A 13811-nucleotide genomic window follows, 5' to 3' on the forward strand; every position below is an offset into this window, starting at 1 on the left:
ATCTCGAAGTGTGTCCGGGTCACGACCGGACGGGGTGATGGGGCTGCAGAACCAGCCTAGTGCCTGCCGCCAGCGCTGCGGCCAAGAGTAGCCGCAACGAAAAGCGCCACAGCCCGTGCGGTCTGGGACCGTCCGGGCCGTGGCGCTTAGCGGCGGAAGTTACGCCTTCGGGCTGGCTGCGGACTCAACCTTCAGCTTGCCGTCGGCGATGTCCTTCTTGATCTGGTCCAGCTCGGACTTCAGTTCGGCCGGAACCTGGGAGTCCAGGTCGTGGAACGGAGCCAGCTGGACGCCGTCGTTCGCGAGGGTGCCGACGTAAGGCGTGTTGGTGAACTTGCCTTCCGTGTCTTCCTTCACGACGGTCTCAACGGCCTCGCCCATCTGCTTCATCACGGAGGAGAGCATGATGTCCTTGTAATCCGGGGCGGTCAGGAAGCCGTCGGAGTCAACCCAGATGAGCTTGACGTCCTTGCCTGCTGCCTTGGCTTCCTTCAGCGCTGCGCCTGCACCCTTGCCGACCGGACCGGCGACGGGCATGACAATGTCCGCACCCTGGTCCAGGAAGTTCTGGGTGAACTGCTTGCCCTTGTCCTGCTTCTCGAAGTCGCCGGTGAAGGAGCCGTCCTGCTTGGCCTTGTCCCAGCCAAGAACCTTGACGTTCTTGCCCTTCTTCTCGTTGTAGTACTTCACGCCGTCGGCGTAGCCGTCCATGAAGATGGTGACGGTGGGGATCTTGATGCCGCCGAAGGTCGCGACGGTACCGGTCTTGGTGGTGCCCGCGGCGAGGTAGCCGGCCAGGAAAGCAGCCTGGGCCGTGTCATAGATGATCGGCTTGACGTTGGCGATCGGCTTGTCGTAGCCGAAGTCGATGATCGCGAAGTGCTTGTCCGGGTTCGCCGTGGCCTGGGCCTTGGTGGCGTCGCCGAGCAGGAAGCCGACCGTGATGGTCAGGTTGCAGCCGGCAGTGACCATGGCGCGCAGGTTCGGCTCGAAGTCGTTGTTGGTCTTCGACTCAACCTGGTTGACCTTGATGCCGAGATCCTTCTCGGTCTTCTTCAGGCCCTCGTAGGAGGACTGGTTGAACGACTGGTCGTCGAATCCGCCGGAGTCGGACACGATGCAGCCGGTGTAGTTGCTGGCGCTTGCGCTGGCGGTGCTGCTGGCGGTCGGGGCAGCCCCGCAACCGGTGAGCAGCAAAGCGGCCGCACCTGCGGTGGCGACGCCGGCCATTGAACCGCGCTTGAAAGTTGCGCGCAGTGAGTTCGTCAAAGTTCCTCCAGGAAGAAAGAGATAGGCGCTACGACGGGAGTTCAATGAGTGTCTGCTTCCGGTTTTCCCCCGAAACACTGTTGTCACTGACGGATTCGCAGCACTGCGCCGAGGCGCACTGATGCAAGTTACTTTAGTGTCATGGAACACGTCGAGTAACACACTTCACAGCCATTTCACAGATTGTTGAGAACTTGTTACCAAGCGCTGCGCCGTTCCCGCGCGACCGTACGCGTGAGGCCCCGAAATCGTGGAAATCGGGGCCCCAGGGGCAACGTTCGCGCCTGCGCTGGAGGCGGAGTTAGCTTAGAGGCGGACCAGCATCTTGCCGGTGTTGGCGCCCTCCAGCAGGTCCATGAAGGCCTGCGGTGCGTTCTCCAGCCCGTCCACCACGGTCTCGTCGTAACGGACGGTGCCGTCGGCCAGCCAGCCGGAGAGCTTCTCGACGAACTCGCCCATGTACTGCCAGTAACCGCCCACCAGGAAGCCCTTGAGGGTCAGCTGCTTGCCGATGGCCAGCATGAGGTTCCGCGGGGCCGGCGTCGGCTCGGTGGAGTTGTACTGAGAGATGGCGCCGCACATGGCGACGCGGCCGCCGACGTTGAGCACGGACAGCGCGGCCTCGAGGTGCTCGCCGCCGACGTTGTCGAAGTAGACGTCGATGCCCTTCTCCCCCGCGGCCTCCTTCAGCAGGTCCCGGACCGGGCCGTCATGGTAGTTGAAGGCGGCGTCGAAGCCGAGCTCCAGCAGGCGGGCCACCTTCTCCGGGGTGCCGGCGCTGCCGATCACCCGGGAGGCGCCCATGGCCTTGGCAATCTGCCCCACCAGCGAGCCGACGGCGCCGGCTGCGCCGGAGACGAAGACGGCCTCGCCCGGCTTGAACTCGGCGACCTTGAGCAGTCCGGCGTAGGCGGTCAGGCCGGTCATGCCGAGGGCACCCAGGAAGGCCGACGCCGGGGCCAGGTCGGTGCGGGCCGGCGTCGTCGCGGCGGCGTCCAGGACGGCGTACTCGCGCCAGCCGAGGCTGTGCACCACAGTGTCCCCAACCGCGCGGTCGGCCGAGCGGGAGGCGATGACCTCGCCGACGGCGCCGCCCTCCATGGCGGCGTCCAGGGCGAACGGCGCGGAGTAGGACTTCACGTCGTTCATCCGGCCGCGCATGTAGGGGTCCACGGAGATGAACAGGTTGCGAACCAGGACCTGGCCGTCCTGGAGCTCCGGCAGCGGGGATTCGGCCAGCCGGAAGTTCTCCGGCACGGGGCGGCCGTGCGGGCGGGAGGCCAGCTGGATCTCTCGGGTGGTGGCGGGAAGGGTGCTGTTCTCGGTGCTCATGCGGCGAGCTCCAGGATGGTGATGTCTACGGTGATGTTGCCACGGGTGGCGTTGGAGTAGGGGCAGACCTCGTGGGCCTTGGCGACGAGCGCTTCGGCGGTTTCGCGGTCCACGGCCGGCAGCGCGATCTCGAGTTCGGCGGCGATGCCGTAGCCGGAGCCGCCGTCGAGGGCGCCGAGGTGGATCTTCGCGGCGACGGCGGAGTCGGTCAGGTCCGCCTTCTGCTGGCGGCCCACCAGGCGCAGGGCAGAGTGGAAGCAGGCGGCGTACCCGGCGGCGAAGAGCTGCTCGGGGTTGGTGCCTTCGCCGTTGCCGCCGAGCTCAACCGGGCTGGCCAGGGTGACATTGAGTTTGCCGTCGGACGTCTGCGCGTTGCCGTCGCGGCCTTCGCCGGAGGCCAGTGCTTCGGCCGTATAGAGGGTCTTCATGGGGATTCCAATCTGTTGGGGGAAGGGAAGCTTGTGGGGTTGCCGCGCGGCCGCAGCCCGCAATTGGCGGGGCCGGTCAGCGGCCGGACTGCAGCGCGGCGGTGAGCCGGCCCAGGGTCTCGCGGAGCTGGTCGAGCTCGTTAGCGGAGAGTCCGGCGGCATCGGCGAGCCGCTGCGGAATTCCGGTGGCACGGGCGCTGAGGGCGGCGCCGGACTCAGTGAGGAAGACCTCGACGCGCCGTTCGTCCGCCGCGGACCGCCGTCGTTCCACGTATCCCAGGTACTCGAGGCGCTTGAGCAGCGGCGAGAGGGTTCCGGAGTCCAGCCCGAGTTCCTCGCCCAGCTCGCGGACGCTGCGGGGCTGGTCCTCCCAGAGCACCATCATCACGAGGTACTGCGGGTACGTCAGTCCGAGTTCCTCGAGTATGGGCCGGTAGACGGCGGTAGCGGCCCGCGAAGCCGAGTACATGGCGAAGCACACCTGCCTGTCCAGGCGGGGGGCGTCGGTCCCGGCGGACGCAGGGGAATCAGTTTTGCTCACCTAAAAACCTTAGCGCACAACTAAGTTGCGCACAACTGAGTTGTGCACAACGCATTTACCGGTGCAGCCGCCCGCCGGATTTCCCCAACTCAAGGGGCGCCGACGGCGTGTCCGCAGGCAGCGCTGGCGCGTCCCGGCCCCGCGAAGGGAAAGGTGGGGAATTTCCGCGGGCACGCCCGCCCTTGAGCAGGCGAAGGTGCGGCTCCGGAGCGTCGGCCGGCGCCTGCCCTAGAGGTCGCGGAGGGTGCGGAGGGCCGCCGCCGTGAGCACCCGGATGCCGAGGCCCAGGGCGCGTTCGTCCAGGATGTAATCGCCGCGGTGCAGGTCGTACTCCTCGCCGCCGGGAGTTTTCGTGCCCAGCCGCATCATCGCGCCGGGCAGGTCCGCGAGGAACCAGGCGAAGTCCTCGCCGCCCATCGACTGCGGCGTCAGCACCACGGAGCTCTCGCCGATTTCGGCCCGGGCCGAAGCCTCGATCAGCGCGGTCTCGTGTTCGGAGTTCACCACGGGCGGCACGCCGCGGGTGTGCTCCAGGTGCACGTCGACGCCGTAGGGCGCCGCGATCTGCTGCACCACCTCGTCGAGGATCTCCCCCGCGCTGTGCCAGGCATCCCGGTCCAGGCAGCGCATGGTGCCGGCCATGTAGCCGCTCGCCGGGATGGCGTTCGGTGCGGAGCCAGCCGAGATGTGTCCCCAGACCACGGACACCCCGCTGCGGACGTCGACGCGCCGGGAGAGCACGGCCGGGACGTTGATGGCGATCTGCGCGAGGGCGAAGACGAGTTCCTCGGTCAGGTGCGGGCGCGAGGTGTGGCCGCCTCGGCCGCTCAGTTCAATCTTGATGGTGTCCGACGCCGAGGTGATGGCGCCGATCCGGGTGCCGATCTTGCCGACCTCGATCCGGGGGTCGCAGTGCAGCGCCAGGATCCGCGGCACCCCCTCCAGCACACCTTGTTCGATGCACGCGTGCGCCCCGCCGGGCATGGTCTCCTCGGCCGGCTGGAAGATGATCCGCACCGTGCCGCCCAGCGGCGAGGAGTCGTGCATCCGCTGCAGGATCAGGGCGATGCCCAGCATCGTGGTGGTGTGGACGTCGTGGCCGCAGGCGTGCGTCACGCCGTGGTTCTTGGACGCGAACGGCAGTCCGGTCTCCTCGATGATGGGCAGGGCGTCAATGTCGCCGCGGAGCGCGGTGGCGATGGGGCCCTCGCCGACATCCACGGTCAGCCCGGTACCCTCGAGCCGGCGCGGGGTCAGGCCGGCAGCCTCAAGCCGCTTGGCCAGCTTATCCGTGGTGCGGAACTCCTTGAAGGACAGCTCGGGGTGCGCATGCAGGTCGCGGCGGAAGGCGATCAGCTCCGGCAGGAGTGGCTCCAGCCACGGCCCCACCAGGGTGGTTGGCTCAGCTTCAGTAGTGTAATTGCGCACACAATCACTCTAGCGAGAGTCAGAAAAATAGCGGCATCGCTGTCGGACGGTTACGGCAGGACAGTCCCGCTTAGCTGAAGAAGACTAGAGGACGTCCGTGTCGCCGCTGGCCTTGAGCGCGTCCACGGCGGCCTTGACCCGCTGCGAATGCGCCTTCGTCATCACGAGCAGGGCATCGGGGGTGTCCACGATCACCACATCCTCGATGCCGATCAGGGCGATCACACGCTTGGTGTCGGAGACCACCACGCCGCTCGAGTTCTCAGTGAAGACCCGGGCACCCTCGCCGATCACGGTGACGTCGTCGACCTCCTTGGCACTGTTGAGCCGGCCCACGGAGGCGAAGTCCCCGACGTCGTCCCAGCGGAAGGTGCCGGGCACGACGGCGACGTCCCCGGCTGCCGCGGCGGGCTCGGCGACCGCGTAGTCGATGGCGATCTTGGGCAGGGTTGGCCAGACGCGGGAGGTGACCTCGTCGCGCAGCGGGGTGTCCCAGGCCTTGGCAATCTCCTGCAGGCCCGCGAAGAGTTCCGGCTGGTTGGCCTCCAGGTGCTTGAGCATGAGCGAGACCGGCGCGACGAACATGCCCGCGTTCCAGACGTACTCGCCGCTGTCCACGTACTGCTGGGCGACTTCCTCGCTGGGCTTCTCGACGAATTCGACGACTGTGTGGGCGCTCGGGGCGCCGGGCACACTCAACTTGTCGCCGGCGCGGATGTAGCCAAAGCCGGTGGACGGGTGCGTGGGCTTGATGCCAATGGTGACGATCTTGCCGGCGGCCGCCGTGTGGATGGCCTCACGGACCGCGTCCTGGAACAGTGCGTCGGGGCTGATGACCTGATCCGCGGCGAAGGAACCCATGATCGTTTCCGGATCGCGCTCGAACAGGATCGCCGCGGCGAGGCCGATGGCCGCACCCGAGTCCTTGGGCTCGCTCTCCAGCACCAGGTCCGCCTCGCGCACCTCGGGCAGTTGGCGGCACACGGCCTCGCGGTGCGCCGTTCCGGTGACGACCAGTACGCGGCTGCCGGCGAGGGGTTCCAGCCGGTCGTAGGTGGCGCGCAGCAACGTGCTGCCGGATCCGGTGAGATCGTGCAGGAATTTGGGGGCGGCGGCCCGGGACAGCGGCCAGAGCCGGGTCCCCACACCGCCTGCCGGAATCACCGCGATGAAACGCCGCAGCGGGGAGTCCGCCGCAGCGTCCTGGGGTGAGTCATGGCTGGCCATATTGTCTGTAGTCATCACGGCTACTTTAGCGGAACGCCGCCCGCACACCCCGGAGTTGGCACGCAACGCACGCAAACGGAGTCGACGGCGGCGCAAGCGAATGTGGCGTTCGTCTCAAAAGCGGTCAAAAACCGCGCCGAGCGCCGTCACCATCGATCCGCTGAATTGAATAAGCTGAGGGCGAAGCCTAGATTTAGGCTTGAGCTTACGAGTGCTCTCGCAGCAGGCGTTCCCCCCGCGTGGATCCCATGCCAGCGCCGCTGTGTTGCAGGGAGGTTTATTCAGTGCCGACAAAACCAGCTGGCACCTTGTACCGCGGCCGTGAAGGCATGTGGTCCTGGGTTGGACACCGCGTTACCGGTGTAGTGATCTTTTTCTTCTTGTTGGTCCACGTGCTGGACACCTCATTGGTGCGTGTGTCCCCCGAGGCCTACACCGCCGTGATCGGTGCCTACAAGAACCCCCTTATGGCCCTGGGTGAAACGGGCCTCGTCGCAGCGATCGTATTCCACGCCTTCAACGGCCTGCGGATCATCGCCGTCGACTTCTGGAAGAAGGGCGCGAAGTACCAGCGCCAGATGCTGTGGACGGTCCTGGCCCTCTGGGTCGTCGTCATGGTGGGCTTCTCCATCCGCCACCTGTCCCTCGCCCTCGGAGGTCACTAAGCCATGAGTGCAACCATTCAGAGTCCGCGCAGCGGCAAGATTGCGCCGCAGTACCGCCGCAGCGGTTCGTCCAAGGGCAACTTCGAAATGCTGGCATGGCTCTTCATGCGGCTTTCCGGCGTCGTCCTCGTGGTCCTCATCTTCGGCCACCTGACCGTCAACCTGCTGGTGGGCGAAGGCATCCACGCGATCGACTTCGGCTTCGTGGCCGGCAAGTGGGCCGACCCGTTCTGGCAGGTCTGGGACCTGGCCATGCTGTGGCTCGCCATGCTGCACGGCACCAACGGCGTGCGCACCATCATCAACGACTACGCCGAAAAGGACGCGACGCGTCTCTGGCTGAAGATCGTGCTCTACGCCGCGGCCGCAGCCATCATCATCCTCGGCACGCTGGTGATCTTCACCTTCAACCCGTGCCCAGTGGTCGACGGCGTGCAGCTGCCCGGCGGGTTCTGCCCCGCTCCGTAGCGGCCCGGGCCTCCGGGCGCTGATCCTTGCCTGCCCGCGCGGGACACAGGGATCACGAGACTTCACTGCGCAGGCTCCGCCGGCGGTGTTTTACAGCGAATTTTGAGAGAAAGAGCATCTGGTATGCAGGTCCATAAGTACGACGTCGTCATTGTCGGTGCCGGTGGCGCTGGCATGCGCGCCGCGATCGAATCCGGTCAGCGTGCGCGAACAGCAGTACTGACCAAGCTTTACCCCACGCGCTCCCACACCGGCGCGGCACAAGGCGGCATGTGTGCAGCCCTGGCCAATGTCGAGGAAGACAACTGGGAGTGGCACACCTTCGACACCATCAAGGGCGGCGACTACCTGGTGGACCAGGACGCCGCCGAGGTCATGGCGAAGGAAGCGATCGACGCCGTCCTGGACCTTGAGAAGATGGGCCTGCCGTTCAACCGCACGCCCGAGGGCCGGATCGACCAGCGCCGCTTCGGCGGCCACACCCGCGACCACGGCAAGGCTCCGGTCCGCCGTGCCTGCTACGCCGCGGACCGCACCGGCCACATGATCCTGCAGACGCTGTACCAAAACTGCGTCAAGCACAACGTCGAGTTCTACAACGAGTACTACGTCCTCGACCTGCTCACCGTCGAGGAAGACGCAGTCCGCGAGGACGGCACGGCGTACAAGCAGAAGCGCGTTGCCGGCGTCGTGTCCTACGACCTCGCCTCCGGCGAACTGCACGTCTTCCAGGCCAAGTCCGTGGTGTTCGCCTCCGGCGGCGCCGGCAAGGTCTTCAAGACCACCTCCAACGCCCACACCCTCACCGGTGACGGCATGGGCATCGCGTTCCGCCGCGGCATCCCGCTGGAGGACATGGAGTTCTTCCAGTTCCACCCAACCGGCCTGGCCGGCCTGGGCATCCTGCTCTCCGAGGCCGCCCGCGGCGAAGGCGCGATCCTGCGCAACTCCGAGGGTGAGCGCTTCATGGAGCGCTATGCACCCACCATCAAGGACCTCGCCCCGCGCGACATCGTGGCCCGCTCCATGGCCAACGAAGTCCGTGAAGGCCGCGGCTGCGGCCCGAACAAGGACTACGTCCTGCTCGACCTGACGCACCTCGAGCCGGCGCACATCGACGCCAAGCTCCCGGACATCACCGAGTTTGCCCGCACCTACCTGGGTGTGGAGCCGTACACGGAGCCGGTTCCGGTCTTCCCGACGGCGCACTACGCCATGGGCGGCATCCCCACCAACATCAGCGCCGAGGTCCTGCAGGACAACGACACCGTCGTCCCGGGTCTCTACGCGGCGGGCGAGGTTGCCTGCGTCTCGGTGCACGGTTCCAACCGGCTGGGCACCAACTCGCTGCTGGACATCAACGTCTTCGGCAAGCGCGCGGGCATCGCCGCCGCCGAATACGCCAAGACCGCGGACTTCGTGGAACTGCCCGCGGATCCCGAGGCCTACACGCTGAACCTGCTGGAGCACGTCCGCACCTCTGACGGCACCGAGAAGGTGGCCCAGATCCGCAAGGAACTGCAGGACACCATGGACGCCAACATGCAGGTGTTCCGCACCGCCGAGACGCTCAACCAGGTCCTGAAGGACATCGCGTCCTTCGAGGAGCGGTACCAGCGCATCAGCGTCCAGGACAAGGGCAAGCGCTTCAACCTGGACCTGCTCGAGGCCGTGGAACTGGGCTTCCTGCTGGAGCTCGCCAAGGTCATGACCGTGGCGGCCCTGCACCGCGAGGAATCCCGCGGCGGACACTTCCGCGAGGACTTCCCCGAGCGCGACGACGAAAAATTCATGAAGCACTCCATGGCGTACAAGGATGACCACGCACCGGCGGACGGTTCCGCCGAGTCGATTGCCGGCATCCGGCTTGCCACCAAACCGGTGGTCTTTACGCGCTACGAGCCGATGGTGAGGAAGTACTAAGATGACCGCTGAACTCGCTGAGCCAGCCTCCAAGATCGAACTGCCCGCCGGCGTCGGCGGCGGCGGGGACATCCCGTCCTTCGACGTCCACCTGCAGGTGCGCCGCTACAACCCGGAGGTCTCCGACGAGTCCACCTGGGACGACTTCCACGTCACCATGTACGGCACGGACCGTGTCCTGGACGCCCTGCACAAGGTCAAGTGGGAGATTGACGGCAGCGTCTCCTTCCGCCGGTCCTGCGCCCACGGCGTCTGCGGTTCCGATGCCATGCGCATCAACGGCCGCAACCGCCTCGCCTGCAAGACCCTGCTCAAGGACCTGGACACCTCCAAGCCCATCACGGTCGAGCCGATCAAGGGCTTGCCGGTGGAAAAGGACCTGATCGTGGACATGGAGCCGTTCTTCCAGTCCTTCCGCGAAGTCATGCCCTTCCTGATCAACCGCGGCCACGAGCCGACCAAGGAACGCCTGCAGTCCGCCGAGGACCGCGAACGGTTCGACGACACCACCAAGTGCATCCTGTGCGCCGCGTGCACCTCGTCCTGCCCGGTGTTCTGGACCGACGGCCAGTACTTCGGCCCGGCCGCGATCGTCAACGCGCACCGCTTCATCTTCGATTCCCGTGATGACGCCGGCGACATGCGCCTGGAGATCCTCAACGACAAGGAAGGCGTGTGGCGCTGCCGCACCACCTTCAACTGCACCGAGGCCTGCCCGCGCGGCATCCAGGTCACGCAGGCAATCGCCGAGGTCAAGCAGGCCATCCTGGCCCGCAAGATCTAGCGCACGCCTGCCACCAGCTCCAACGACGACGGCGCCTCCCACCCTCCGGTGGGGGCGCCGCCGTCGTAAGCCCCCTAAATGAAAGGGCCCCCGTGTCCCGCTCCGAAAAAGTGTCCTTCGAAGGTTCCACCGGCGAGCTGCTCTCCGGCGTCATCGACCTCCCCGAGGGTCCGGTAAAAGGCTGGGGCGTGTTCTCCCACGGCTTCACGCTGGGCAAGGACAGCCCCTCGGCCTCACGGATGTGCAAGGCGCTGGCGGACAACGGGGTGGGCATGCTCCGCTTCGACAATCTCGGCCTGGGCGAGTCCGCTGGGCTCTGGTCCGAGGGGTCCTTCAGCCACAAGGTGGCGGACACCGTCCGGGCGGCCGAGTTCATGCGCGACTCCGGCCGCGCCGTCTCGCTGCTCGTGGGTCACTCGTTCGGCGGGGCCGCGGTGCTGGCGGCCGCCGGGAGCATCCCGGAACTCGACGCCGTCGCCACGGTAGGGGCACCGTTCTCGCCCAAGCACGTCGCGCATGTCTTTGACGCCGCGCTGGACCGCATCCTGAGCGAGGGCAGCGCCGAGGTGGACCTCGGCGGCAAGCGGGTGGAGATCCGCCGGCATTTCGTCGAGGACCTGGAAAACGCGGACCTGACCGATTGCATTCGGCGGCTGCACAAGCCCCTGATGGTGCTGCACTCCCCCACCGACAACACGGTGGGCATCGACAATGCCAGCAGCATCTTCCAGACCGCGCGGCACCCGCGCAGCTTCGTCTCGCTCGAGGGCTCCGATCACCTGCTCACCGGCAAGGGCCAGGCAGCCCGCGCCGCCAGGATTATTTCGGCGTGGGCCGATCAGTACCTCGACGCCGGAAGCTAGCCGCCGGGCGGCGTCGCTCCCGCTGCTCGGCCGGCGTCTTCCCGGGCTGGACCTGGCGCGCTCCCCAGCCGGCAGTCCTGGCGGACGGGGCTGTTGTGACGTCCTCTTCGCGGATCGCTGACCACGCGGCCGAGACGAGGTAGACCTGGCTGACCAGGTTGAACCAGATGAGCAGGCCGATGATGATGGCGAAGGGCGCGAGGATAGGGTTCCGGCCGGCGCTGGCGAGGAGTTCGGCGCTGAAGATCTGCAGGACGCTGGTGCCCACCGCGGCCAGGATGGTGCCTTCCAGCAGGGCCCGGCGCTGCAGTTTGAGCCCGCCGGCGAGCCGGAACATGATCAGCGCGGTCACCCAGCCCAGAACCAGCGGCACCGCGATCTTGATGGACGTAGTCAGCGGGCCGGCCACCAGCGGGTCCAGGTGGAGCTGTTCGGCCACCCAGCCGGCGGCGGTGCCGAACACGAGCGAGGCACCGGCGCTGATCACCAGGGCGACGCCGAGCAGCAGGAGGGTGCCGGTGTCGCGCAGTTTCAACAGGACCGGGTTGACCTTGAGCGGGGGAAGCCGCAGCACGCCGCGCAGGCCGTCACGCAGGCCGGCAATCCAGCCCAGCGAGGTCACCACGGTGACGACGGCGGCGATCACCGCCGTCCAGCCGAGGCCGCTGGGGTTCAGCAGCTCCTGCGGGTCCACCAGCCCCTCCCGGCCGCCGACCTTGAGCAGTCCGGGGGCACTGGTGGCGACGCTGCCGACGACCTTGTCCAGCAGCGCCGGCTGGCCGCGCAGCAACAGCCCGGCGATCGAAAAGCCGGTGGCCAGCAGGCCGGTGATGGAGAAGAACATGTTGAAGCCGATGCCGGCGCTCATCAGCGGGCCGTGCTGCAGGTTGTAATGCCGGAAGGCCCGCATCGGCCGGAACACGTTGAGCCGGGCGAGCAGCCACTGGACCATGGCCAGCGGCGCGGCCAGGCCTCCGCCGGCGGAGCGCCGAGCCTTGCCCCAGTCCACCCTTTTCCGGATGACTTCCAGCCTCAGCTGGGCGAGGTCGGTGGGAAGCGGAGGTTCAGCGGGCGCCTGTTGCGCCGGCCGCGCCTCGGTGGTCGTCAGGTTCGGTGCCAAAGTCAAGCTCTTCCCGTAGCTGCCAGATGCCGTTGTCGTCGTGCTCGTAAAGTCCCATGCTAGCCACCGGGAAGCTGGCCCTGTAATTCTTCAGCGCCGTCTCGGCCTCGTCGAGGCTTTCCGGGGCCACGTCGTGGGCCACGGTGACGTGCGGGTGGTAGGCAAACGGCAGTTCGCGCTCCAGCGGCCCGGTCTGGAGCTGCTGGTGCAGCCTGACGCACTCGCCGAAACCGGCCTCGACGTTCAGGTAGACCACCGGCGATACCGGGCGGAAGGACCCGGTGCCGGCGATCGTCACGGTGAACGGCTCCTGCCCCCGCGCCACCTCGCGGACGTGGTTGCGGGTTGCTTCCCAGTCCTGCGTCATGGTGGTGGTGACCAGGGTTATGTGCGCCGGTATGGACGCGGCCATCGGGTCCCCGAAGGAGGCCCGCCAACGCTGCAGTTCCTCGGCGATCTCCCGCGGGAAACCGAGGATGACGCCGATGCTGATGCCCTCATCCGGGGTCTGTCCGTTGCCGGCCGCCGCACTTTGGTGGGGTGCGGCGCCTGAACCCTTGCGTGCGCTGTGGTGGACGGCGCGCCCGGTGTCGTTGGCGGTGACTTTGCTGGCAGAGGACATTGCGCTAGTGGACTCCCCGTGCTCCGGCGTAGGGCAGGAAGCCGACCTTGGCGTAGACGTCCCGGAGGGTGACCGAGGCGATCTCCCGGGCTTTGTCCGCGCCCAGGGCGAGCAGCCGGTCCAGCTCCGCAGGATCGTCCAGCAGCTGGTTCGCCCGGTCCCGGATCGGGCTCAGGTGTTCCGTGACCACCTCGGCGAGGTCCACCTTGAGGTGGCCGTACATCTTGCCCTCATACGCGGCGACGAGTTGCTCCACGCTCTGCCCGCTGATGGCCGAGTAGATCGTCAGCAGGTTGGAGACGCCGGGCTTGTTCTCGCGGTCGAAGCGGATTTCGGTTTCCGCGTCCGTCACGGCGGATTTGATCCGCTTGGCGATCACCTTGGGGTCGTCCAGCAGGTTGATCAGGCCGGCCGGCGACTCCGCGGACTTCGACATCTTCGCCGTCGGGTGCTGCAGGTCGTAGATCTTGGCCGACTCCTTCTGGATGAAGGGCTGGGGCACCGTGAAGGTCTCACCGAAGCGGGAGTTGAAGCGCTGCGCGAGGTCGCGGCTCAGCTCCACGTGCTGGCGCTGGTCCTCCCCCACCGGCACGCCGTGCGGCTGGTAGAGCAGGATGTCCGCGGCCTGCAGGATCGGGTAGGTGAAGAGTCCGACGCTGGCCTGGTCCGAGCCCTGTTTCAGGGCCTTGTCCTTGAACTGGGTCATCCGGGAGGCCTCGCCGAAGCCGGTGATGCAGTTGAGCACCCAGGCCAGCTGGGCGTGTTCCGGGACCTGGGACTGGACGAAGAGCGTGCACTTGTCCACGTCGACCCCGCCGGCAATGTACTGCGCGGCGGTGACGCGGGTCCGGTGGGCCAGCTCGGCAGGATCCTGCGGCACCGTGATGGCGTGCAGGTCGGGGATGAAGAAGACGGCGTCGTATTCGTCCTGCATCCTGACCCAGTTGACGAGGGCACCGAGGTAGTTGCCGAGGTGCAACGAGTCGGCGGAGGGCTGCATGCCGGAGAGAATGCGGTGCCTGGCACCGGGAACCGCCGGAGCCTGTCCGGCGGGTGAGACGACGGCGTCCAGTGCGACGCCGGCGTCGACGCCGGCCAGAGTCGACGCGTTTGAAGGAGAGGTCATGGGAGGAACCTTAAG

At 67.1% G+C, this 13811-nt stretch carries 14 protein-coding genes; 5 read left to right on the forward strand and 9 right to left on the reverse strand.

Annotated elements, in window-relative coordinates:
• Positions 1–159: 159 nt before the first annotated feature.
• The 6 genes from AC1DBD_RS12015 to AC1DBD_RS12040 form a co-directional block, all read right to left on the reverse strand.
• Complete coding sequence (locus AC1DBD_RS12015) at positions 160–1269, reverse strand: BMP family lipoprotein (RefSeq protein WP_441418512.1); 1110 nt, start codon at positions 1267–1269, stop codon at positions 160–162.
• Positions 1270–1575: 306 nt separating this feature from the next.
• A complete protein-coding gene (locus AC1DBD_RS12020; RefSeq protein WP_441418513.1) occupies positions 1576–2601 on the reverse strand; it encodes an NADP-dependent oxidoreductase in 1026 nt (341 codons plus the stop codon).
• The gene (locus AC1DBD_RS12025) at positions 2598–3029 is read right to left on the reverse strand and encodes an organic hydroperoxide resistance protein (protein WP_476982186.1); all 432 of its coding nucleotides are present in this window, start codon (positions 3027–3029) and stop codon (positions 2598–2600) included. Before AC1DBD_RS12025 ends, AC1DBD_RS12020 begins: the two co-directional genes overlap by 4 nt.
• A 76-nt stretch (positions 3030–3105) precedes the next feature.
• Complete coding sequence (locus tag AC1DBD_RS12030; protein ID WP_441418573.1) at positions 3106–3498, reverse strand: MarR family winged helix-turn-helix transcriptional regulator; 393 nt, start codon at positions 3496–3498, stop codon at positions 3106–3108.
• A 300-nt stretch (positions 3499–3798) separates the two neighbouring features.
• On the reverse strand, positions 3799–4998 hold the full coding sequence (locus AC1DBD_RS12035) for an amidohydrolase (RefSeq protein ID WP_441418515.1): 1200 nt from the start codon (positions 4996–4998) through the stop codon (positions 3799–3801).
• 84 nt (positions 4999–5082) lie between these two features.
• On the reverse strand, positions 5083–6240 hold the full coding sequence (locus AC1DBD_RS12040) for a mannose-1-phosphate guanylyltransferase (protein WP_441418516.1): 1158 nt from the start codon (positions 6238–6240) through the stop codon (positions 5083–5085).
• Positions 6241–6509: 269 nt separating this feature from the next.
• On the opposite strand from AC1DBD_RS12040, the gene sdhC reads away from it, so the two are divergent.
• From sdhC to AC1DBD_RS12065, 5 genes are all read left to right on the forward strand, one after another.
• Positions 6510–6890, forward strand: a complete 381-nt coding sequence (gene sdhC / locus AC1DBD_RS12045; protein WP_082575171.1) for a succinate dehydrogenase, cytochrome b556 subunit — start codon at positions 6510–6512, stop codon at positions 6888–6890.
• A 3-nt stretch (positions 6891–6893) separates the two neighbouring features.
• Positions 6894–7358, forward strand: coding sequence for a succinate dehydrogenase hydrophobic membrane anchor subunit (locus tag AC1DBD_RS12050; RefSeq protein ID WP_175323591.1), 465 nt, complete (start codon positions 6894–6896; stop codon positions 7356–7358).
• 123 nt (positions 7359–7481) lie between these two features.
• The gene (gene sdhA, locus AC1DBD_RS12055; RefSeq protein ID WP_476917642.1) at positions 7482–9281 is read left to right on the forward strand and encodes a succinate dehydrogenase flavoprotein subunit; all 1800 of its coding nucleotides are present in this window, start codon (positions 7482–7484) and stop codon (positions 9279–9281) included.
• Position 9282: 1 nt separating this feature from the next.
• Positions 9283–10065, forward strand: coding sequence for a succinate dehydrogenase iron-sulfur subunit (locus AC1DBD_RS12060; RefSeq protein ID WP_476982187.1), 783 nt, complete (start codon positions 9283–9285; stop codon positions 10063–10065).
• A gap of 92 nt (positions 10066–10157) precedes the next feature.
• A complete protein-coding gene (locus AC1DBD_RS12065; RefSeq protein WP_476893268.1) occupies positions 10158–10928 on the forward strand; it encodes an alpha/beta hydrolase family protein in 771 nt (256 codons plus the stop codon).
• Here the strand turns inward: AC1DBD_RS12065 and AC1DBD_RS12070 are convergent.
• Genes AC1DBD_RS12070 through trpS form a run of 3 tightly spaced genes read right to left on the reverse strand, consistent with a single transcriptional unit; the run spans position 10885 to position 13796 of the window.
• Positions 10885–12048: a YihY/virulence factor BrkB family protein gene (locus tag AC1DBD_RS12070; protein WP_441418519.1), complete on the reverse strand. Its 1164-nt coding sequence runs from the start codon at positions 12046–12048 to the stop codon at positions 10885–10887. The genes AC1DBD_RS12065 and AC1DBD_RS12070 overlap by 44 nt on opposite strands.
• Positions 11993–12670, reverse strand: a complete 678-nt coding sequence (locus AC1DBD_RS12075; protein WP_441418520.1) for a 2'-5' RNA ligase family protein — start codon at positions 12668–12670, stop codon at positions 11993–11995. Before AC1DBD_RS12075 ends, AC1DBD_RS12070 begins: the two co-directional genes overlap by 56 nt.
• A 4-nt stretch (positions 12671–12674) precedes the next feature.
• Positions 12675–13796: a tryptophan--tRNA ligase gene (trpS, locus tag AC1DBD_RS12080; protein WP_476926111.1), complete on the reverse strand. Its 1122-nt coding sequence runs from the start codon at positions 13794–13796 to the stop codon at positions 12675–12677.
• Positions 13797–13811 lie beyond the last annotated feature (15 nt).

The organism is Arthrobacter sp. 10T419, assembly GCF_056394105.1.

Coding starts and splice junctions, on each gene's coding strand:
- AC1DBD_RS12020 (WP_441418513.1), bottom strand. CDS start 2,601: ATGAGCACCGAGAACAGCACCCTTCCCGCCACCACCCGAGAGATCCAG.
- AC1DBD_RS12025 (WP_476982186.1), bottom strand. CDS start 3,029: ATGAAGACCCTCTATACGGCCGAAGCACTGGCCTCCGGCGAAGGCCGC.
- AC1DBD_RS12030 (WP_441418573.1), bottom strand. CDS start 3,498: ATGTACTCGGCTTCGCGGGCCGCTACCGCCGTCTACCGGCCCATACTC.
- AC1DBD_RS12040 (WP_441418516.1), bottom strand. CDS start 6,240: ATGACTACAGACAATATGGCCAGCCATGACTCACCCCAGGACGCTGCG.
- AC1DBD_RS12050 (WP_175323591.1), top strand. CDS start 6,894: ATGAGTGCAACCATTCAGAGTCCGCGCAGCGGCAAGATTGCGCCGCAG.
- sdhA (WP_476917642.1), top strand. CDS start 7,482: ATGCAGGTCCATAAGTACGACGTCGTCATTGTCGGTGCCGGTGGCGCT.
- AC1DBD_RS12060 (WP_476982187.1), top strand. CDS start 9,283: ATGACCGCTGAACTCGCTGAGCCAGCCTCCAAGATCGAACTGCCCGCC.
- AC1DBD_RS12075 (WP_441418520.1), bottom strand. CDS start 12,670: ATGTCCTCTGCCAGCAAAGTCACCGCCAACGACACCGGGCGCGCCGTC.
- trpS (WP_476926111.1), bottom strand. CDS start 13,796: ATGACCTCTCCTTCAAACGCGTCGACTCTGGCCGGCGTCGACGCCGGC.